Origin of the sequence: Paenibacillus sp. JJ-223 (assembly GCF_927798175.1) — a bacterium.
In the GTDB taxonomy this organism is placed as follows: domain Bacteria; phylum Bacillota; class Bacilli; order Paenibacillales; family Paenibacillaceae; genus Paenibacillus; species Paenibacillus hubeiensis.
The window spans coordinates 21,813-44,423 of the sequence record NZ_CAKMMP010000020.1 but is presented as its reverse complement, the minus strand read 5'-3'; the positions used below and the strand labels follow the sequence as shown (position 1 = coordinate 44,423).

Genomic DNA, 22,611 nt, shown 5'->3' with positions numbered 1-22,611 from the left:
GAGTCTATACTGGTACTAACAAACAAATGGGTTAAAAGGTTAATAGGATGGAAGGTTGGCAAGATTTTGACTGTTGAAAGGGTGGATAACCATTGGCGAGCGAGAATATTGTCATTAAAGGCGCGCGAGCGCACAATTTGAAAAACATCGACATAACCATCCCGCGTGACCGATTTGTCGTTTTGACGGGGCTGAGTGGTTCGGGCAAGTCCTCGCTGGCCTTTGATACGATATATGCCGAAGGACAGCGGCGCTACGTGGAATCGTTATCGGCGTATGCCAGACAGTTTCTGGGCCAGATGGAGAAACCGGACGTGGACTCGATTGAAGGGCTGTCACCGGCCATTTCCATCGATCAGAAAACGACGAGCCGCAACCCGCGTTCTACGGTGGGAACCGTAACGGAAATCTATGACTACTTGCGTTTGCTGTTTGCGCGCATCGGGCATCCGCATTGTCCGGACCATGGGGTCGAGATCACTTCCCAGACCGTTGAGCAAATGGTGGATCGCATCATGCAATATCCGGAGCGGACGCGGTTGCAGATTTTGGCGCCGATCGTTTCAGGGCGCAAGGGCGAACACAAAAGCGTGTTCTCGGACGTGGCCAAACAGGGTTTTGTGCGCGTACGCGTAGATGGCGAGCTGCGTGACTTGTCCGAAGACATCCAGCTGGAGAAAAACAAAAAGCATACGATCGAAGTCGTCGTGGACCGGATCGTCATTAAGGAAGAAGTACAAGCACGGCTGGCCGATTCGATCGAAACCGCATTGAATCTGTCGGGAGGACAGCTGCTGGTAGATATCATCGATCAGGAGGAGCTGCGCTTCAGTTCGACCTTTGCTTGTCCGATCTGCGGCTTCAGCATGGACGAGCTGGCACCGCGAATGTTTTCTTTCAACAGCCCGTTCGGTGCTTGTCCGGATTGCGACGGTTTGGGCGTCAAAATGATCGTGGACCCCGATCTGCTCGTTCCCGATCGGAGCAAAACGATCGAAGAGGGCGCTTTTGATGCTTGGACGGGAGGTACTTCGACGTACTATCCCCAATTCCTCAGATCGGTGTGTGAGCACTTTAACATTCCGCAGGACGTTCCTGTCGAAGAGCTGCCTGCGGAGCAAATGAACAAATTGCTGCACGGAACAGGTTCGGAAAAAGTTCGTTTCCGGTACGAAAATGATTTTGGCCAACGCAAGGAAGCGATGGTGACGTTCGAGGGCATCGTGAACAATCTCGAGCGGCGTTACCGCGAAACGGCATCCGACGGCATTCGCGAATTCATTGAAGGGTACATGAGCGCGAAACCATGCGGTACTTGCAAAGGACAACGCCTCAAGCGCGAGAGTCTGGCAGTGACCATTAACGACCACAATATGGCTTACGTCACAGGATTGTCCATCGGCGAGGCCGGCCGGTTCTTTGAGTCGCTGCAGCTGAGCGAAAAAGAAGAATCCATTGCGCGGCTGATCTTGAAGGAAATCAACAGCCGTCTCGGCTTCCTGGTGAACGTTGGTTTGGACTATCTGACCATGAGCCGTGCCGCGGGAACGTTGTCGGGCGGCGAGGCCCAGCGGATCCGTTTGGCTACACAGATCGGTTCAAGTCTCATGGGCGTGCTGTACATTTTGGACGAGCCGAGCATCGGGCTGCATCAGCGGGATAACGACCGCCTGATTGCGACGCTTGCGCATATGCGGGACATCGGTAATACCCTTATCGTTGTCGAGCACGACGAGGACACCATGATGGCAGCCGACTATATTATCGATATCGGACCTGGAGCCGGTATTCATGGCGGAACCATTATGGCGCAGGGAACGCCGGAAGAGATCATGAACAATGAAAACTCGTTGACAGGCCAGTATTTGAGCGGCCGCAAGTTCATTCCGATCCGCAACGAGCGCCGCAGCGTGGGAGATCGCTGGCTGGAAATACGCGGGGCGAAGGAGAATAACCTCAAAAACCTGAACGTCAAAATTCCGGTGGGTGTGTTTACTGCGGTGACGGGGGTATCCGGATCGGGAAAATCCACGCTGGTGAACGAAATTTTGTATAAAACGCTGGCGCGTGACCTGAATCGGGCACGTGTTCGTCCCGGACAATATAAAGAGATTCGCGGCCTTGAGCATGTGGACAAGGTCATCGATATCGACCAATCGCCGATCGGCCGTACGCCGCGTTCCAATCCGGCAACGTATACCGGCGTCTTCGACGACATTCGCGACCTGTTCTCGCAAACCAATGAAGCGAAGGTACGCGGATACAAGAAAGGCCGCTTCAGTTTCAACATCAAGGGCGGGCGCTGCGAAGCTTGCCGCGGGGACGGCATCATCAAGATCGAGATGCACTTCCTGCCGGACGTTTACGTTCCGTGCGAAGTCTGCAAGGGCAAACGCTACAATCGGGAAACCCTTGAAGTCAAATACAAAAACAAAAGCATTGCCGATGTGCTCGACATGACGGTGGAGGATGCGACCCGGTTCTTCGAGAACATTCCGAAGATTCATCGCAAGTTGCAAACGCTGCTTGACGTAGGTCTTGGCTATGTCAACCTGGGCCAGCCGGCAACGACGCTTTCCGGGGGCGAAGCGCAGCGCGTGAAGCTGGCTTCCGAACTGTATCGCCGGAGCACGGGCAAAACGATTTACATCCTGGACGAGCCGACAACCGGGCTGCATGTCGACGATATCGACCGGTTGCTTAACGTCTTGCACCGTCTGGTCGATTCGGGAGAATCGGTGCTTGTCATCGAGCATAACCTGGACGTCATCAAGACCGCCGATTACATTATCGACCTCGGGCCGGAAGGCGGCAGCGGCGGCGGAACGATCGTGGCGACCGGAACGCCGGAGGATATCGTGAAAGTAGAGGAATCCTATACAGGCAAGTACCTGAAACCGATTCTGGAGCGCGATACGGAACGAAGCAAAGCGCTGCAGCTCACCCAATAATCCGAATGGATCGCTCGAAGCCCAAGCCCATCATCATTGGTGCAAGGGCGGTCCAAAGGGTTCAGGACCTTGGATGACAATTAGCTGGATTGCGATTTACGGCCCCCTATGAAAGGGAACTGCTCTTTATCGATTGTGGAATGAGGTTTATTATTCACGTTCTTCAGTAGAGAGTGGAGTTCTTTCCTTTCCCGGTTTGGGGCCGTTTTCGTTATCCTGTTTTTCGTATTTTTGGATGAAAGTGCTTGCATTGCAAGCGGGGGACGGATAACATAGAGAAAGAACTCAGGGATGTGTTGGATGTTCAACTATGGTGAGGAGGTCTGTCTATCCATGCTGCTTGCAGAAGCCGCCACGGCGAGTACATCGAATTTCAATGCGTTTGACATCTTTGTTCTATTGTTTACCGTCATCATCTTGATCGGGTTGATTCGGTTGCTACGGGCTCCAAAGAAAAACGTGTTTGCCATCGGATTTGCCGTCGTCAGTCTGTTGGTGTTTCTGATGACCGATTATGCCATGATTACCGGCTGGTTCGGTTCCTGATGAATGATGCGACCGACAAGTACATAACAGCATGAGAACCCGAATCATCAAACACTTTCCAACTTCCATGGAGGGTGTTTTTTTATTTTTAATAGATTCTGGACGGCCTTGAGATGTTGCTGCGAGAAATCAGGTCCATAGTCAATTGTGCAGGAATATTTTGTATGTTACATTGGAACTTACCCATATGAAACTTCCGTTTGAATCGTAGGATCCACCAGGATGACATGTGTGCGTGCAGATTGTTTTATTAAAAGAGGGTAGGTTGAGAGAATGAAAGCATTGGGGAAAAAAAGCATGGCCGTGTTCATGGCTGCAGTGTTGTCCATCGGGGTTGCGTTGACACCCGGACCGGCACAGGCAGCGGCGAACATGAAGGCAAAAGTGATTGACGGACAGGTATATGTCAGCACGGCTGATCTGGTCAAGGCATTGGGAGGCAGCGGGCAATACGATGCACAGACAGGATTGTACCAGTATAAAGGGAATGAAGCCATCCCCAAGGTCATCGAAAAAGTTTCACCTTCTGTAGTAGGCATTATCGGCAAATCCACCGAAGGAACCACAGGAACAGCGGACCGTTACAATCTTGCCCATGGCACAGGCGTCATAATTCGCCCGAATGGCTGGATTGTCACGAACGCTCACGTCATTGACGGGTTGGACAACCCGGTCGTCGTTACGACAGATGGCAATACATATAAGATCACCGAGAGCTACAGCGATCCGTTAAGCGATATTGCATTGATCAAAATCAATGGCAAGTCGCTTCAGCCTGCGACCTTTGCCAAAGCTTCGCAAGCCGTCGTTGGGGAAACGGTCATCGCGATCGGCACGCCGATTTCGTTTTCCCTGCGAAATTCGGCGAGCGTCGGCGTAATCAGCGGTCTGAACCGCGGCGTACAGGAAACGTATCGTCTGATCCAGACGGACACGGCCATCAACCCGGGCAATAGCGGAGGGCCTTTGGTCAATCTGAAAGGCGAGGTGGTTGGCATCAACTCCATGAAGTTCGCCGAGGTGGGCATTGAAAACATGGGGTTCTCCATCCCTGTGGATACGGTCCAATATGTGATCCAGCATTTTTTCAAATACGGAGAAGTGAAGCGGGCAAGTCTGGGACTTGAGCTCGAAGAGAGCTGGTCCGCCATTGTGGGGCTTCCGACAGACGACCCGTTGACCGTGACGGGTGTGCTGTCGCCCGAAGCGAGCAAAGCCAAAATCAAGGAAGGCGATCTGTTATACAGCGTCGCGGGAACACGCATAACGTCGATGGTGGACATCAACGAACTGTTGAAAGGCTATTTGCCGGGGCAAAAAGTGAAGCTGTTGATGCAGTCGGACGGAGATATCGTTACGCGTACGCTGGCATTGGCTGATTTCGCCGACGTGGGGCTTGATCCGGATTCCGATTCCGATGAGGCGTATGCCGAAGAACAATAGGATTAGTGTGTTCACCCATGATACAGAGCGAATCCCGAAAGGAAGAAAAACGAAATGAAAAAGCATGTTATGCATGTGCTTGGCACAGCGATATTGACCGGCATATTAACCGCAGGCGTGTCCATGCCCCAGTGGGCATCCGCGGCGGAAATGATAACCAGTGAACTGCGGATCAAAACCGGCAGCACAGGGGCTTATATCAATGGGAACAAACAAACGATAATCAAGCCATATCAAACGAATGGGGTCACCATGGTTCCCGTGGGGATTTTCAAAAAAGCGTTCGGCAGCGAAATCCGGCTGGAAAAGGACGACGTGATCAAAATCAAGGAAGGCGCGCATACCGTCACACTGACGATGGGCAGCACCATTGCCTGGGTAGACGGCGTAAAAAAAGAGATGGGCGCCGCTCCCCAAATGGTCAACGGGGTGTTAATGGTGCCCTTGCGGCCCGTAGCTGCAGGCATTGGAGCCACGCTTGCACCGAACGCTTCGGGAGAACTGGTCATCCGACTGCCTCAATGGAGCGAAGCGGCAGATCCGGATGACGAGGATGACATTGCCCTGGACGATAACAAAACGAAGGTGGGGAACAGCTATTACGGCTGGTCCATCAACTACCCGGCAGACCTGATGTTCCTGCAGAGCGGGGACCAGGAACGATTGATGTCGTTCCGATCAACGGATGGCAGTTATTACTTCGAGGTATACGTCAGCGATCAGGAGGTTGCCCTTGATCCGGATGACATGCTGCAACAGCTCGTGCAAGAGGCGAAAATAAACGGTGGCACGGTGCTCGACAGGCAGACTGTATCCAAGGGGGAAACGCCGTACGCTCGAATCGTTGGCAAGGATCCGGACGGAACCTTTTGGGAGATGCGGCAATATGTCAGCGAAGGCCGCCAATACGATGTGTACCTGGCCGACTCCGAGGCCCTGAACTATAAAGATTTGGGCAAACGCGCATCGCTGTTGAATTCCTTCCAGCTTTCTTTTCCGGCATCGGACAAAAGCATCAAGGATTTGTCTACCGTTGAAGATGGCATGCGTTTCGCGGCGAATGAAGATTATGGCATTGAGCTCCAGGTACCGGCAGGCTGGTCGGTGGACAACAATCAGATGACGTACCAGGACAAAAACGGGGCATTTCTGCAGCTGCGCGTGACCTCCGCTCCCCCAAGAACAACCGTAAAGGAATGGAGCGGCCAGCTGGATCAATGGATGCGCGAAACGTTCGTGGGCGAAAGCTATGAACCTGTCCGTTCCTATACGATGAACATTGCCGGCGAGACGGCTGAGGTCAGCGAGTTCCGGTACAATTTCGGAGATGGTTGGCAGACGGAGTTCGATGTGTTCCTGCAGAAGAACGGTTACCGTTATTATGCAGAGTTCTCGTTCCCCGAGGCTCAGGAAGCCAATCGGAAATGGTTTGAACGGGTGATGGACAGCATGCAGATCGATTTCGATACGGTGGCTGACAATTTCGGGCAGCTGGATGAAGATCCATACCTGATCGATAAAAGCAAAACGGTGAAGCGCACGTCCAAACGATACCAGTACAGCGTGAACATCCCGCGCTATTGGACGCCATACAGTGACCAGTTCGAGTATTCGCCGGTCATGTACACGTTCACGGGAGGCGAATTTTCCATCGCCGCAAACGCGAACAGCTCGGTGGAGATGACGGTCAGCCAGCTGCGGGAAGCCTACGCGGAAGCGGCCAAATCACGCAAAAATTTCAAGCTGCTCGGCAGCGAGGAACTGACGTTTGCGGGTATTCCGGCGTTTTCCTTCCGATACCATGAGGTGGAGAACGGCATCCCGTACAGCGGCCGGCAGATCGTGATTGAACAGGGCGGCATGACGTACACGATCACAACAGCTCTGAACGATGCCAACAGCACGGAGGCGCAGGTGGCGGCGCTGGAAAAAGCGGTGAACTCATTTACTTTTACTAAATAATAAAAAGAAACAATATGGAGATCGTGAGATCAAAATACGCAGGCGGAGGGTCCATTGGACCTTCCGTTTTTTCATATACGAGGACATGTGATGACTACCAATTTGCAGTTGAAATGATATGGAAAAGTTTGCAGTAACAATATACGGATTTTTCAGGAAAACGTAGATGTGGCAAGACAGAAGTGATACACTATACTAGTTCAGGAGTTATGACTGCTGATCGACCGGAAATGGATGACTGCGCACCCGAATATCGGGCAATACAGTCATAATGTATAGATATATATAAGAGTCGCCAAGACGGAAGGTTGGGCAAGAAATCCGATCCAAGGATCGGTGACGGGGAGGAAACAATGACAACAACAGCAATTCGAAGAGAGGACGTTGAGCTTCTGGCACCTGCGGGGGACTGGGATTGCATGCGTTCGGCGGTAGCCAACGGAGCGGATGCGATTTTTTTCGGCGTCGAAAAATTCAATGCGCGTGCGCGCGCGAACAATTTCCGCATGGACGAGCTGCCGGAAATTATGGCGTTTTTGCACAGCTATGGCGTGAAGGGTTTTTTGACCTTTAACATATTGATTTTTGAAAATGAGCTGGAGGACGCGAAGGAACTGATCGACGCTTGCGTGGATGCAGGCGTGGATGCGGTCATCGTGCAGGATTTGGGATTGGTGAAGCTGATCCGCGAAATTTCGCCGGACTTCCCGATTCACGGTTCCACTCAAATGACGATTACGTCGCCGGAAGCGGTAGAGTTCACAAAGCCGTTTGACATGGAGCGAGTTGTGCTTGGCCGGGAAAATAACTTGAAGCAGATCCAAAAGATCGGTGAGCAGGCGAAACTGCCGATGGAAGTATTTGTCCATGGCGCGTTGTGCGTCTCCTATTCGGGACAGTGCCTGACCTCGGAAATGTGGGGCGGACGTTCGGCGAACCGCGGAGAATGCGCTCAGGCTTGCCGTTTGCCGTATGACTTAATGGTGGATGGCGAACACAAACCGATGGGCGATGTGGCGTATCTTCTGTCGCCGAAGGATTTGGCCGCGATTGACCTGATGCCGGAATTGATCGAAGCGGGCGTGACGTCTTTCAAAATCGAAGGCCGCCTCAAAACGCCGGAATACGTGGCGAACGTGGTCAGCAAATACCGCAAGGCGATCGATCGTTATTTCGACGGCGACGATACCCGTCCAAGCAAGGAAGAGGTTCGCGAACTGCAGCAAAGCTTCTCGCGCGGTTTCACGCACGGTTTCCTGGAAGGCACGAACAACAAAAAACTGGTGGACGGCACGTTCCCGAAAAGCCGCGGCGTCTATCTGGGGCGTGTGGATCAAGTGCTGCGCGACGGCGTCGTCGTCAAATTGGATGCACCAGTTAAGCGCGGGGACGGCATTGTGTTCGATGCCGGTGACCCGACGAAAAAAGAAGAGGGTGGACGCGTCTACGACGTTCGCCGCAAAGGCGTCAAACTCGAAGGCGAAGGCCAAGAGGGCTGGATCGTGGACATCGTGCCCGGTCGCAGCGACGTCGACCTGCGTCGCGTGAAAGTGGGCGACAAGGTATGGAAAACGAATGACCCTGCGCTGGACAAACGTCTGCGCCAGACCTTCGAGACCGACAAACCTTACCGCGTCTTCCCGGTACACGTCAAAGTCATCGGCAGCCCGGGGCAGCCACTCAGCACATGGTGGACCGACGTGCAGAAAGGCACGACGGTGCGCGTCGATTCGGAGATGGAGCTGGACATCGCGCAGAAGCGCCCGATGACGCATGAGCTGCTCGAAGAGCAGTTTGGCCGTCTCGGCGGTACCGTGTTCCAGCTGGAAGAGCTGGACGTCAACCTGCACGGTGACGTCATCATCCCGATGCGCGAGCTGAACAACATTCGCCGTCAGGCGGTAGAACAGCTCGCGGGCGAGCGCCCGAAACCGCCCGTCTACGTGAAACGGGCGGTGGACGTGTACGGCGATGCGGCCGTGCCCGCAACGCCGGTGGCGCGCGGTCAAGCCGAGCTGACCGCGCTGTGCCGCAGCCTGCCGCAAGTGGAGGCAGCGCTCGAGGCCGGCGTCGGCATGATCTACGCCGACTTCGAGTTCATCAAGCAGTTCCCGGCAGCGGTGGAGGCCGTGCGTGCCGCAGGCCGCAAAATCGCGCTGGCGACGCCGCGCATCCATATGCCTGGCGAGAACGGCTACCATGCCAACATTTTGCGTTTGCAGCCGGATGCCGTGCTGGTGCGCAACACCGGAGCGCTCTACTACTATCTGCGCCACCGGATGGAGAACCCGGATGCGAAGCATCCGCAGCTGATCGGCGACTTCTCCCTGAACATCGCCAACCATAAAGCGGTTGAATTGTTCCTGGAAGCGGGCTGCGACTGGGTGACGCCATCTTACGACCTGAACATTCAACAAATGGTGGACCTGCTCCGACGCGCACGTACGGACCGCACCGAAGTGGTCATTCACCAGCATTTGCCGATGTTCCACACAGAGCACTGCGTGTACTGCACATTTATGAGTGAAGGCACGGACTACACGAACTGCGGCCGTCCTTGCGAAGAGCATCGCGCTTCCTTGCAGGACCGGATCGGCATGTCCCACCCGGTACGCGTGGACGAAGGCTGCCGCAACACGGTGTACAATGCGGTAGAGCAGTCCGGCGCAGAATACTTGACGAACTTCATGGATCTTGGCGTGTCCCGTTACCGCGTGGAGTTCCTGGAAGAAACGCCGGAGCAGGTGCGGGAGGTTATCGATCTGTACAACCGTGCATTGCGCGGCGAAATTAGCGGCACGCAAGTATGGAAAACGCTGAAAGCGACCAACCAGCTTGGCGTTACCCGCGGTCAGCTGGTGAAATAACCAAACAGCGCCATGCATGAATGAAGAACGAGGAACGAAGAACGAAGAACGGACCCCAATCTCTGCTTGAAGGAGCTCTTGGGGTCTTTTTCATAACCGGATCGGGTAAAGGACCCGCCAATAGAAACTTTCAAGAAACGCGACGCCATAACGAACGGACGGATGAACGAACGAATCTGTTGATTCAAGATGTTGTTGGTGGAACGTGACGATTGATTTGCAAGGAGGAGGGGGATACGTGGCGCCATTCTCAATGATGGACATCAAATTGCTGTGCGGTGTCACGGCATTTAAACGAGGGGATGACTACCATAAGTCAGGACGTGTGACCAATCTAGTTGTTAGCGAGGATGAGCAGCATTATGACGCGATCGTGCGAGGAACCAAGCGATACAAGGTGAAGATCGATCTGGACGAGGCGGGAGAGATCGAGGCGTTTTGCGATTGTCCTGCCTACGGGACGTATTACGACTATTGCAAGCACGTGGCCGCCGTCCTCTTGACCATTCACGAGCGCTGGGAACAGGCAAAACCTGCCGCCCAGAAGACCCGGGGGGAAAGCGATGCGCACAGTGAGCGGCCGGCGACTTCGGTTGGCGTTTCTGCAGGAACTTCATCTTCGAAGGCAGGAGGAGAAGGCGCATCCCGCGTGGGGACTTTGGTAGAGGAAAACGCATGGGAGCGCCCCGATGCATCTCTTCCTTCTTCATTGGCGCAGGCGGGTCGTCCAAGCTCGGCGCTCGGCTGGGGGAGGTCCGCAGACAAACCTTCCTATCGCACGGCGGACGAAATTTTGTCGCTCTTTGCGAGGGAGCGAAATCCCATGCACGCATTGGAACGAAGCATGGCAGCTCCGGAACTGCGCTCCCCGTTTCAGGAAGAACTGCAGGTCCAATTCATTTGCAAGTTGGCACAGGTTCGCAAAGGAGAGGCCAAACTGGCGCTGGAACTCAAGGTAGGCGAAAAACGCCTGTACGTCGTTCCAAAGGTCAAGCAGTTTCTGAACAGCGTCGAAAAGGGTGTATCGATGCTGTTTACCAAACATTTTGCCTATGATCCGTCCCGCCATTATTTCAGCCCGCGCAACCAAGAGATTCTATCCATGCTGATTCGTATGCGCCATAGCGAAGAAGCTTACCGGGAATCGATATCGGGTTACCTTGGTGCTTCGGATAGCCGGGACATCCTGATTGCGCCGCTGGTATGGAAACCGCTGCTCGATCTGTTGCTTCAGGCGGACAGCCGGATGGAAGGGACCGGGTTCGTGAACGGTCCGCTTGCGCTGGGACAGGGGGCGCTGCCTTTGTACTATCGGATCGCCGAAGGCAAGCAGGAAGGGTATCAGCTTGAAGTGTCGGGATTGCGCGAGGTATTGCTTCTTCCGGCATACGGTGCCGCAGTCGTAGAAGGCGAGCTGCACATGCTGGGTCCGACACAGATGCGAAGTCTGGAAGATTTGGTGGGTGCACTTACGTCCTACGGCATCAAGGAGAGCATTGATATCTCGGAACATCAGGTGAACGAGTTCGTGCAGCATGTGGTGCCTGAATTACGGATGCTCGGCCATCTTTCCATCGATGCCAAAGTTCGGGAACAGATCGTGGAGCCGACGCTCACGCCGAAGCTGTATCTTGATTTCTATCGGGCACGGATTACGGCCCGCCTCGAATTCGATTACGAAGTGATGGTCATCAATCCACTCGCGGAATATTTGATCGAAGAAGAGGAAGAACGAGTGATTCTGATCCGTGACCGCCGACGAGAACAGCATTTAATCGACAAGTTGGATGCGTCCTTGCTTGAGCGGGAGGGCAGCGTCTGGGTGAGCGAGAAGGAGGATGCCATTTATAACGTCCTGTATTTCTTGGTGCCTGAACTCGAAAAATACGCCGATGTTTATGTGCCGAACGCAGTCAAAGCGATGATGCCCGCCTCACAGATTCCTCCGAAAGTTCGCGTCGATCTCGGCAAAGGGTTGGACTGGCTCGAAATTTCGTTCGAGATGGACGGATTGGATGAGCAGGAGATTGAGGAGCTGATGCGCAGTATTGTTGAAAAGAAAGCCTATATGCGCTTGCGTGACGGTACGTTTATCTCGCTTGAAAATGAAGGCATGCACAGCTTCGCCCGCGTGGCGGACTCGCTCGGGTTGGAGCCTGGCGATATTCGCGGCAGCCACATTCAGCTGCCGGCTGTCCGGGCCTTGCAGCTTCCGGGCCGGGACGAGGTATCCGGCCATGTGAAGTGGGGCGGCGCCATCCGGCGCTTCCTCGCCGATCTGCGCGACCCGGACCGGATGGACTTCGTGCTGCCAGACACGCTGTCCTCCGTGCTGCGCGATTATCAGGCCAGCGGGTACCAGTGGCTGCGTACGCTCGCGTTTTACCGCTTTGGCGGCATTTTGGCCGATGACATGGGGCTTGGCAAAACGCTGCAAAGCATCGCGTACATTACGGCCGAGTTGGCGGAGGCGCCGGATTCGTCTGCGAACACAGGTCATCCTCCAGTGCTCGTCGTTGCGCCAGCATCGTTAACGTATAACTGGGCCCATGAATTTGCGCGTTTTGCGCCCCATCTGAACGTGCTTGTCGCGGCCGGGCAGAAGGAGGAACGCGCCTCGATGCTGGCGGATATGGGGCATGCCGACGTCGTCATTACGTCGTATCCGCTGCTTCGCCGCGATCTGGATACGTATTTGGGCAGGGCGTTCCATACGCTCATCCTGGATGAGGCGCAGGCGATCAAAAACTCCTCTTCCCAGACGGCTCGGGCCGTGAAGCAAATCCAGGCTCCGCGCCGATTTGCCCTGACGGGAACGCCGGTCGAAAATTCGCTGGACGAGTTGTGGTCCATTTTCGAGGCCATATTCCCGGGACTGTTCCCCAGCTATCGCCGCTTCCGCGATCTTCAGGCAGAGCGCATCGCCCGCATGGTTCGTCCATTTATCATGCGCCGCCTGAAGAAGGACGTGCTCGAAGAGCTGCCGGACCGCATCGAAACGGTGCATCGTTCGGAGTTGAACCAGGAGCAGAAGAAGCTGTACGCGGCTTATCTGTCCCAACTGCAGGACGAAACGTCCCGCGATTTGCAAGAAGGCGGTTTCCAGCAGCATCGCATCAAAATTTTGGCAGGCATTACCCGCTTGCGCCAGTTGTGCTGCCACCCGGCTCTGTTTGTGGAAGACTACCGGGGCGAGTCGGGCAAAATGGAACAACTGCTGGACATCGTGGAGGACGCCATGGCTTCAGGCAGGCGCATGCTGATTTTCTCCCAGTTTGCGAGCATGCTCGCCATGATTCGCCAGACGCTGCTTGCACAGGGGCGCGGCTTGTTCTATCTCGATGGGCAAACGCCGGCTAAAGATCGGGTAGACATGTGCCGACGGTTCAACGAGGGAGAGGGCGACTTGTTTTTGATTTCCTTGAAGGCAGGCGGAACTGGTCTCAACCTCACGGGGGCGGATACAGTTGTTTTATACGATCTATGGTGGAACCCCGCCGTGGAGGAGCAGGCGATCGGACGCGCCCATCGGATGGGGCAAAAGCAGGTTGTGCAGGTTATCCGCCTTGTGTCGGAAGGAACGATCGAAGAGAAGATTCTGGAGCTGCAGCAGCGCAAAAAAGATCTGATCGCCGAAGTGATCGAGCCGGGAGACGGAGGGGCCACCGCCCTTTCCGAGCATGATATCCGGGAGCTGTTGATGGTGTAACAAGACATGAGGGTGATGCAGTGGAGCAATTCCGGCATCGCCCTTTTCGTGGTACCATGAGAAGCAATATAATTTGTGTATCGTTGTTACAGTGCCTAAAAAACCATGGTATACTTGGGTTCACTTAGCCATTTTGTGTTAATGAAGTGTACAGTATTGACTGGATTACTCTTCGAATTCATCGTATATTTCGACTGTTTGAACTTTGAAAAGGGGCCATGATTTTCATGAAAATCCGTAAAGCGATTATTCCTGCGGCTGGGCTGGGGACACGTTTTCTGCCTGCCACCAAAGCGATGCCAAAGGAAATGCTGCCGATCGTTGACAAGCCGACGATTCAGTACATCATCGAGGAGGCCGTCGCCTCTGGAATAGAAGACATTATCATCGTGACTGGCAAGGGGAAACGTGCGATCGAAGACCACTTCGATTACTCCTTCGAGCTGGAACAGAATTTAGCTGACAAACAAAAGTGGGACCTGCTCAGCGAAGTTCGCAAACCATCCGAGATGGCGGACATTCATTATATCCGGCAAAAGGAACCCAAGGGACTGGGACATGCCATCTGGTGTGCACGGAAATTTATTGGAGACGAACCGTTTGCCGTACTTCTCGGGGACGATATTGTTGAAGCCAATACGCCGTGTCTGCAGCAGATGATGGAGGTGTATGACGAGTTGCAATCACCCATTGTCGGCGTGCAGCCCGTCGATTGGAGCGAAGTGTCCAGATACGGAATCGTGGACGGCGAAGTCGTCTCCCATACCGATGAACGCGTGTTCCGAGCGCGCCGCCTGATTGAGAAGCCGAGCACGGAACAGTCGCCATCCAACCTGGCCATTATGGGACGTTATATTTTGACACCTGATATCTTTGAGATTCTTGGACAGCAGTCTGCTGGTGTCGGAGGGGAAATTCAGCTAACCGATGCATTGTCCCGATTGAATGAGCGGAGAGAGATACTGGCATATCATTTTGAGGGGCTTCGCCATGACGTCGGCGAGAAACTTGGCTTTATCGAAACGACGATTCATTATGCGCTTCAGCATGACGATCTGCGAGAGGATTTGTTGAAATATTTGAGGGAAGTGGTGGAGTCGGAGCGCTAGATCAAACAGCCCATGAGTGGACGTATATATCCATTCATGGGCTGTTTGTCATTTAGAAGTTCATTTCGGCAATGCGCTTGATCTGTTCAGCTTCGTCAGGAGAATCCGCAACGAATTTGTCGTATAATGCCTGATCCTGCTGCCCTGTTTTACTCAAGGCGCCGAGGTACCATCTCACAATCTCGCGGTTGGTTGCATCGGATAAATCCTCTGCAATTCCACTTTTCAGGATGGCAGCCGCACCTGCTGCATCATTGGTCATATACTTTATTTTTCCTGCATTCAGGATCATCGTTGGAGTCAGCTCAAACGGCTCACCCTGCTGCTGTCCTTCAGGCAGCGTCTTCAGGTGTTCCACACCATCCACCACATGCTGATAAGCATTCAGGCCTGCGGTGAAATAGGCTTCTTTGCTGGCAGCGTCCCCTTGTCCCAAAGCCTGGTACCCGAGATCAAACGAACGGTTGATCAGTTTCTCGTACCATGCCATGTCCCAGACATAGTTGGCTGCGTATTCCTTTTGCAGGGCAAAGGCTTGCTCATTCTCGCCCTTCAGTTCGTACAGCTCGATCAGCCTGGTTACCATGCTTTTGTTGTACGGTTCGGACTGAAGCCCTTTTTGAAGAAGGCCTACGGCTGCGGTGTAGAACTGATCATCCTGAGTTTGCTGGAACCCTTGCTGATAGAGGGAAGACAGTAATAACACCGAGTCGGAATGCGTACCGCGAATCGACAGGTCTTTATCCAGCGGTGCTTTAATTTCCCCAAAGTCTTGACTGGTTTGGGCTACTTCTTTTGCTTCATAAGCATAGTGATTGGCCTGCAGGAAACGCACGGACACAATCAATAATACAACAACGGTTATTCCGGCAATGACGCTATAGCTTCCCCGTGCAGAGGAATCGCTGAGCTTGAATCGTGCAAGCGAACGAGGTTCCATTGCAGCGGCCATCCCGCCAAGACCAAGGAAGACGAGCATGCCGATCAAGACATAACTCATATTGAAATCGAGAACGCTCAGCACCAGAATCGACATGGTCAAAATGAAGTAGACAAAATGCGATTCCCGTTCTTCCTCGCTTCTTCGGTTATAACTTCGTACGAACTGATAGAAGATGTACAGTATGAACGACATAAAAACAAGGAAGCCTATCAATCCGACTTCTACCAGATACTGCATGAAGAAGTTATGTGCCTGCGCACTGACGTAAGGGTTGTTCTGGTATTTTACATACAAGGAGCCCCAGGCTCCGCCACCGGCACCAATAATCGGGTAATCGGCAAACAGTTTGGAGGCATCTTTGTAAAAAGTAATCCGCTCCAGCACGCTGTGCTGTTGGAAATTGATGTTCTCCAGCCGGGTGCTGATGCTGTCCGGCAGGATGTTGCGTACGCTGGTGCCCAGAAGCAGCCCCGCTAGGATCGCAGCGAGCACAATGGAGCCCAGCGGGATCCAGAGGCTGGAACCTTTGCGTTCTGCCCAGGAATGAAGCTTGCCTTCCAGTCGCGGCGCAATCCAGCGTTGAACAGCCCAGCATAACGCGGCAACGACAATCGAGGCCGCGATCAGGTAACCCCAGCCTTTGGCTGCGAGAGCGCTTGTGAATGTCTGCTGAAGCTCAAGCCCGGCCGTATTGACCGGATTCAGAATGGCGATCGTGCCAATCCCCGCGATGGCCAGGTGAATGAACCAAAGAATCTGCTTTGCAGGTCTGAGCAGCAGAAGAAGAATGACAAAGACGATCGGCATCATGACGAGCCCTGTCCGCGAAAGGGTAAGCAGCAGCGACAGAATCACCGGCACCAGCATGAAACCGTGCAGAAGCTGGACATATGCTTTTTTGGAACGAATCATGCTGAATATGCCTATGAACAGAAAGGCCATCAGGAATGCTGCATATGTATTCGGATACTGGAATACGGAAGCAAGCCGCGGACCATTGGAATCGTTCCAGATGGCCTGGTTGTATACTCCATTGACTACGCCTGCAGAGAACCAACCAACCAACTTACCTGCGAAGCTGAATGCACCAAGCCAGTTCAACAAACCAAAGCCGACAATTATATATGCAATTCCTATTAAGGAAGATTGTATGATATGATTGATTTGTTTGTTCTGAAACAGATACATGGTCATGACGAACAGCATGGCGTAGATGCATTGGATCAAGATCATGTTGACTGCCAAATATTGCGATGCGGCACTAATCAGTGACAGTACATAGGTAAGCGGCAGCAGAATGACGGCGATCTTGAGCCAATCCCGCTGGGTCTCCAGCTTTATGCTTTTGTAGTAGACTACAGCCCAGATGATGAAAAGGAGGGTTGTAATCGCTAATGCCCAATAAATGGGGCTTTCGTATTGCAGAGTTTGACCATTAAATAGCGCAACTTGAAACGATGACCAGAGTAAAAATAAGATAAGCCCTATGGTCAATGTCCATAGAAGCGGTGAAGCCGAACTCGTAGAGAGTTTGCTCGACGTCTTCTTGGGTTTCCCGTATACTGGATTCGACAAGGTTTGAGTCTCCTTTGCTTGTAGATACGACATTATTTTAACACAGGGCTATTATCCTATCCACTCGATTAATTAAAAGTAAGCGAGGAAGTATCATATGTATTTAGAATTTCTAAAAATGAAGAGACTAATTGTTGATCTTGCAAAAAGTGATTTCAAAAAAAGATATTTGGGATCTTATTTCGGCGCAGTATGGGCATTTGTTCAGCCATTAGTTACCATCCTTTTGTTTTGGTTTGTTTTTCAAGTGGGCTTTAGATCAACCCCTGTGGATGATGCACCTTTTATATTATGGTTGATATGTGCAATGATTCCATGGAATTTTTTTGCGGAAGCATTTCAGACAGCAACCACATCCGTGACTGATAACAACTTTTTGGTCAAAAAAGTTGTTTTTAAATTAGAAATCCTGCCGATTATTCGGATATGTTCTTCGTTGTTTGTACACTTGTTTTTTCTTGTATTCCTGATAGTCATGTTTGCAATATATAAATATGAAATTACCGTGTACTATATACAAATATTCTATTACCTGATTGCTACCGTTTTGCTTGTTGTAGGGTTATCTTGGATTACAAGCTCAGTAGTGCTTTTTTTTAAGGATACTGCACAAATTGTATCTTTGCTGGTTCAATTTGGTTTTTGGTTAACCCCAATCATGTACCCCTTAAAAATGATTCCTGATAAATACGTTTTTTTCTTTAAAGCCAATCCTATGTACTATATAACAGATGGTTACCGTAGAATTTTTATTTATCGGCAATGGTTTTGGCAAGATATGAAACTTACGATTTATTTTTGGTCGTTTACTCTGGTGACTCTCGTAGTGGGGTATTTTCTATATCGTAAACTTAAACCGCATTTTGCAGATGTACTCTAAGGGTGGAATATTAATGAACACTAATGTAATTGAGGCTAAGGGATTGACCAAACAATATAAGTTATATGATAAACCAGTGGATCGATTGAAAGAGGCGCTGCATTTTGCAAACAAAAAATATCATAAAAAATTTACTGCATTAGATCATCTTGATTTTCAGGTTCAAAGGGGAGAATGCCTCGGTATTATCGGTAAGAATGGATCGGGAAAATCTACGCTGCTAAAAATGATTACAGGCGTCCTTACTCCTACATCTGGTTCTCTTCATGTGGAAGGCAGTATTTCGGCATTGCTGGAGCTGGGAGCTGGCTTTAACCCTGAGCTTACAGGATTGGAAAATGTCTTTCTGAACGGAACAATAATGGGCTTTTCTAGGGATGAGATGCAGGCAAAGCTTGACGAGATTCTGGAGTTTGCTGATATTGGTGAATTCATACACCAACCAGTTAAGACTTACTCCAGTGGTATGTTTGTAAGACTAGCGTTTGCAGTGGCTATAAACGTAGACCCGGATATATTAATTGTTGACGAAGCGCTTAGTGTAGGCGATCTACGTTTCCAACAGAAATGTTACAGGAAAATTGACGAGTTGAAGCAAACAAAGACCATTTTATTTGTAACTCACGATATGTCAGTGATTAATAAGTATTGTGATCGAGTCGTATGGATCAACGAGGGTAAGCTTATTGAGGAAGGTCAACCAAAGGAAATATCCAAAAAATATCAAGCCTTTATGATTGGAGCCAATTTTGGAAAGTTGGGCCTCAGTGAGCTGCCGCAAGCGGGAAAACAACTTGCTGGGTCTTCAAAGGCTCATTTGGTAGATCCACTGCAGGATGGTTTGGATATGATGGGTGATGAAAAAGCAGTTATTACTGGGATTTCAATGTATGAATCTGGCGGCCAAGATAAAGTCACACTCGTGGAGGCCGAACAAGAAGTAGAAGTTTTGATCCGACTGAATGTTATGGAGGCCATTGATAATCCAATCGTTGGTTTTTCAATGAAGGATCGACTCGGAAATGTTATCTTTCAAACCAATAGTTACATTCTTGGAAGCGAACTCCAATCACTCCAACCTGGTGAAGGATACGTTTTTAGCTTTTCTTTTCAATTTCCTAGCCTTAATCATGGAGCTTATACAATATCACCTGCCATTGCTTCCGGTACACAACAAGAACATAAGCAGCATAGCTGGGTTCATGATGCCCTTGTTGTAGAGGTGCTGCCTCTTGGATATGAATCTGTTAGTGGCATTTTATGTTTAAAAGACGTTTCTTTTTCAGCGATCGTATAGAAAGTAGGGGTAAATTTGGATTTTACGGGGGAGCGCTTTATACCTCACGAGACTGATGAGGAATTACAGATTGAGCATACCCAAAGGTACAACATGCTCAATCGTTTAGTAGAGAATAAGGTAGTCCTGGATGCCGCATGTGGCGAAGGTTATGGTTCATTTTTATTGTCTAACTCTGCGTCTAAGGTAACAGGGATAGATATTGACCCGCAAACCATCGGTCATGCAAGAAAAAAGTATGTGAAAGAAAACCTGGATTATTTCGTAACGAGCATAGAACATATGCCGTTTCCCGATCAATCATTTGATATTGTCGTTTCATTCGAAACATTGGAACACGTAGATGAGAAGATGCAACTGGCTTTTTTGAAAGAAGTTCAAAGATTGTTGAAAGAAAATGGGACTCTCATTATTTCGACACCTAACAAGAAATATTATTCTGACCAAAGAGGATATAGTAATGCTTTTCATGTTAAAGAACTATATAGGGAAGAATTTTTTGAACTATTAAAAGAACACTTCGCTTATGTAAATATAGTCTCTCAGCGTTTTGAAGTGGTATCCCTGATCGATAATCCTTCAAGCGAAAGAGAGACTGAATTTTTTGTACAAGAACAGCAGAAAGGCGAAGCCTTTGAGAAGTATATGATTGCGTTCTGTTCTAATGATTCCCGGAATGCAAAACCAACACATTCTATTACTGTACAATCACAAAAATACCAAAATTTTGTTGAAAGGGTTATGACTCTTCAGGATGAAGTGGAGGAACGTAATCAGCATATCGCCTTACAAAATAAGGAGATCGATTTTTTAAGAGAAAAGTTTGCTCAACTTGATTCTCTTAGGAAAAAGTTCACGCAACTGGAGAGCGTGAAAGAAGACTTGAATCTTCAATTGGAACACTATAAAAACGAACAGAGGGCTGCTCAAAAAGAACTTGCAGATCTTGAAAATGTAAAGCAGAGAACTGAGATGGAACTTCAAACAGCAAAAAAAGAACTCGGATATCTTTCACACCAGTTGAGTGAACAATTAGTTCAGATCGAAAATCAGAAGGGCCACATTGAATTATTGCTTCAGGAAGAGCGGATTCTTCAAAATATTTACAACTCTGGTGGTTGGAGATTTTTGAACCGTTATTATCGTTTGCGTGACAGATTGATTCCTATGGATAGTAAACGCCGCATGTTATTGAAGCTCGCCAAAATGACGGTTCAAAAGCCTAAAATTATGTTAACGGCTTTGAACAAGTCCAATTTACGCAAACTTAAATACTATTTGAAATCGGAAGAAACTACTCGAGTAAACGGTAGAATTGACAACTATATAGCGAAATATGATGATAAGCCTCTTCCTGTTCTTCAAGTTGCTGAGCCTGATACGATCAATTTTGAACATCTAAGTTTTCCAATAGAGGAGAAGCCAAAGGTATCCATTATTATTCCTGTATACAATCAATGGAAGTACACGTATTCATGTTTGGCTTCCATTCTTGGAAACACGTCAAATGTACCCTATGAAATTATCATTGCGGATGATATGTCCAATGATGACACTGTAAACATAGGAGAATATGTTTCTAACGTTACTGTAGTAAGAGATGGCGTTAACCGAGGGTTCCTGCTCAATTGCAATAATGCGGCAACTTACGCAAAAGGAGAATATCTGTTTTTCCTTAATAATGATACAAATGTACAACCAAACTGGTTAAGTTCTCTAGTAGAATTGATGGAGTCCGATTCTAAAATCGGAATGACGGGATCTAAACTGGTCTATCCTGATGGAAGGCAACAGGAAGCTGGTGGAATCATTTGGAATGATGCAAGCGGTTGGAATTATGGTCGTTTGGATGATCCGGAGAAGCCGGAATACAACTATGTGAAAGAAGCAGACTATATTTCCGGTGCTGCTATTTTGATTAGACACACGATCTGGCAGGAACTCGGGGGATTCGATGAAAGGTATGTACCAGCTTATTTTGAGGATACAGATCTAGCATTTGAGGTTAGACGTTTAGGCTATAAGGTTTTATTGCAACCAAAATCCGTTATCGTGCATTTTGAAGGTATTTCACACGGAACAGATACAAATAGTGGAATTAAAAGCTATCAGGTCAAAAATAAAGAGAAGTTTTTGCAAAAGTGGAGTGTGACATTACAGAAAGATCATTTTCCTAATGCAGAACACGTTTTCTGGGCCAGAGATCGAAGCAGAAACAGAAAAACTATTGTCGTCGTGGATCATTATGTTCCTCACTATGACAAAGATGCAGGTGGCCGGGCCACTTATTTCTATTTGAAGTTATTTGTTTCAATGGGTTTCCATGTAATTTTTATTGGTGATAACTTCTTCAGACATGAGCCTTATACCTCAAATCTACAAGAACTTGGAATAGAGGTCCTATATGGAGACTATTATGCGAAAAATATAAACAAATGGATTAAACACAATGGTTCTTATATTGATTACGTTTATCTTAATCGTCCACATATCTCTATAAAGTACATGGAAACATTTAAGAAGTTTACCTCGGCAAAAATTATCTACTTCGGTCATGATCTTCACTTCCTTAGAGAAATGAGGAATTTTGAATTAACGGGAAATACACATCTTATCAAATCTTCGGAAGAGTGGAAGAAAACGGAGTTCTCGCTGTTTAACGATGCAGATGTTATTCATGTTGTAGGTTCATATGAACAATCCTTGCTTCAAAATGAATTTCCGGATAAACCGGTAAGAAATATCCCATTGTTTCCTTATGACCAACCATATGCTAACGCTAGTCATGTTGAGGGATTTGATGCGAGGAAAGATATATTATTCGTTGGCGGATTTAACCATACTCCCAACTATGACGGAATCGTATGGTTTTTGGATGAGATCTTTGGTAGGATCAAGAAACAGATTCCAAATGTGAAGCTTTATATTGTGGGTTCGAATCCCCCTGATGATTTAAAAGCAAAATCCGCAGACGATGTGATCGTCACGGGGTTTGTATCCGACGAAGAACTGGAGAGATATTATAATCGTTCTAGACTGGTTATTGTGCCTCTACGTTATGGGGCGGGCGTTAAAGGGAAAGTAGTCGAAGCGCTATATTACCAAGTCCCTATTGTTACTACATCGATCGGTTCTGAAGGGTTGGAAGAGGCTGAGATGGTTATGACAATAGCAGAAGATGCGCATCAGTTTGCTGATTCTGTCATTCAATTATATCAAGATGAGACCGTATGGAATTCCTATTTCGAGGAATCTGTCCAATATATCGAAAAATACTTTACCCGAGAAGCTGCTAGAAGCATCCTTGCTCTCGATTTTAAAGACTAGGA

At 49.6% G+C, this 22,611-nt stretch carries 11 protein-coding genes; 10 read left to right on the top strand and 1 reads right to left on the bottom strand.

Going from position 1 to position 22,611, the window contains the following annotated elements:
• The first annotated feature begins 92 nt into the window (after positions 1 to 92).
• The 7 genes from uvrA to galU all read left to right on the top strand — a co-directional run bounded on the left by uvrA (position 93) and on the right by galU (position 14,587).
• A complete protein-coding gene (uvrA, locus tag L6H98_RS27420) occupies positions 93 to 2,951 on the top strand; it encodes an excinuclease ABC subunit UvrA (RefSeq protein ID WP_236420879.1) in 2,859 nt (952 codons plus the stop codon).
• 333 nt (positions 2,952 to 3,284) lie between these two features.
• Positions 3,285 to 3,497, top strand: a complete 213-nt coding sequence (locus L6H98_RS27415) for a hypothetical protein (RefSeq protein ID WP_236420878.1) — start codon at positions 3,285 to 3,287, stop codon at positions 3,495 to 3,497.
• 273 nt (positions 3,498 to 3,770) lie between these two features.
• On the top strand, positions 3,771 to 4,940 hold the full coding sequence (locus L6H98_RS27410) for a trypsin-like peptidase domain-containing protein (RefSeq protein ID WP_236420877.1): 1,170 nt from the start codon (positions 3,771 to 3,773) through the stop codon (positions 4,938 to 4,940).
• Positions 4,941 to 4,994: 54 nt separating this feature from the next.
• Complete coding sequence (locus L6H98_RS27405) at positions 4,995 to 6,902, top strand: stalk domain-containing protein (protein WP_236420876.1); 1,908 nt, start codon at positions 4,995 to 4,997, stop codon at positions 6,900 to 6,902.
• Positions 6,903 to 7,255: 353 nt separating this feature from the next.
• Positions 7,256 to 9,769 carry a U32 family peptidase gene (locus L6H98_RS27400; protein WP_236420875.1) on the top strand — a complete coding sequence of 838 codons (2,514 nt, stop codon included), beginning with the start codon at positions 7,256 to 7,258 and terminating at the stop codon, positions 9,767 to 9,769.
• 238 nt (positions 9,770 to 10,007) lie between these two features.
• Positions 10,008 to 13,478, top strand: a complete 3,471-nt coding sequence (locus L6H98_RS27395; RefSeq protein WP_236420874.1) for a DEAD/DEAH box helicase — start codon at positions 10,008 to 10,010, stop codon at positions 13,476 to 13,478.
• A 227-nt stretch (positions 13,479 to 13,705) separates the two neighbouring features.
• Positions 13,706 to 14,587, top strand: coding sequence for a UTP--glucose-1-phosphate uridylyltransferase GalU (gene galU, locus L6H98_RS27390; protein WP_236420873.1), 882 nt, complete (start codon positions 13,706 to 13,708; stop codon positions 14,585 to 14,587).
• A gap of 52 nt (positions 14,588 to 14,639) precedes the next feature.
• On the opposite strand, the gene L6H98_RS27385 is transcribed toward galU, so the two are convergent.
• Entirely contained in the window at positions 14,640 to 17,105 is a 2,466-nt protein-coding gene (locus L6H98_RS27385) for an O-antigen ligase family protein (protein ID WP_236420872.1), read from the bottom strand.
• A gap of 97 nt (positions 17,106 to 17,202) precedes the next feature.
• Here L6H98_RS27385 and L6H98_RS27380 point away from each other — a divergent pair, with 97 nt between their 5' ends.
• From L6H98_RS27380 to L6H98_RS27370, 3 genes are read left to right on the top strand one after another with little or no spacing between them, the layout of a single operon-like run.
• Positions 17,203 to 17,985 (top strand): ABC transporter permease, encoded by a 783-nt coding sequence (locus tag L6H98_RS27380; RefSeq protein WP_236420871.1) that lies wholly within the window; start codon positions 17,203 to 17,205, stop codon positions 17,983 to 17,985.
• Positions 17,986 to 17,998: 13 nt separating this feature from the next.
• Complete coding sequence (locus L6H98_RS27375) at positions 17,999 to 19,282, top strand: ABC transporter ATP-binding protein (RefSeq protein ID WP_236420870.1); 1,284 nt, start codon at positions 17,999 to 18,001, stop codon at positions 19,280 to 19,282.
• 15 nt (positions 19,283 to 19,297) lie between these two features.
• The gene (locus L6H98_RS27370; RefSeq protein ID WP_236420869.1) at positions 19,298 to 22,609 is read left to right on the top strand and encodes a glycosyltransferase; all 3,312 of its coding nucleotides are present in this window, start codon (positions 19,298 to 19,300) and stop codon (positions 22,607 to 22,609) included.
• Positions 22,610 to 22,611: the final 2 nt, after the last annotated feature.

Coding starts and splice junctions, on each gene's coding strand:
- L6H98_RS27375 (WP_236420870.1), top strand. CDS start 17,999: ATGAACACTAATGTAATTGAGGCTAAGGGATTGACCAAACAATATAAG.
- L6H98_RS27415 (WP_236420878.1), top strand. CDS start 3,285: ATGCTGCTTGCAGAAGCCGCCACGGCGAGTACATCGAATTTCAATGCG.
- L6H98_RS27380 (WP_236420871.1), top strand. CDS start 17,203: ATGTATTTAGAATTTCTAAAAATGAAGAGACTAATTGTTGATCTTGCA.
- L6H98_RS27400 (WP_236420875.1), top strand. CDS start 7,256: ATGACAACAACAGCAATTCGAAGAGAGGACGTTGAGCTTCTGGCACCT.
- L6H98_RS27410 (WP_236420877.1), top strand. CDS start 3,771: ATGAAAGCATTGGGGAAAAAAAGCATGGCCGTGTTCATGGCTGCAGTG.
- galU (WP_236420873.1), top strand. CDS start 13,706: ATGAAAATCCGTAAAGCGATTATTCCTGCGGCTGGGCTGGGGACACGT.
- L6H98_RS27405 (WP_236420876.1), top strand. CDS start 4,995: ATGAAAAAGCATGTTATGCATGTGCTTGGCACAGCGATATTGACCGGC.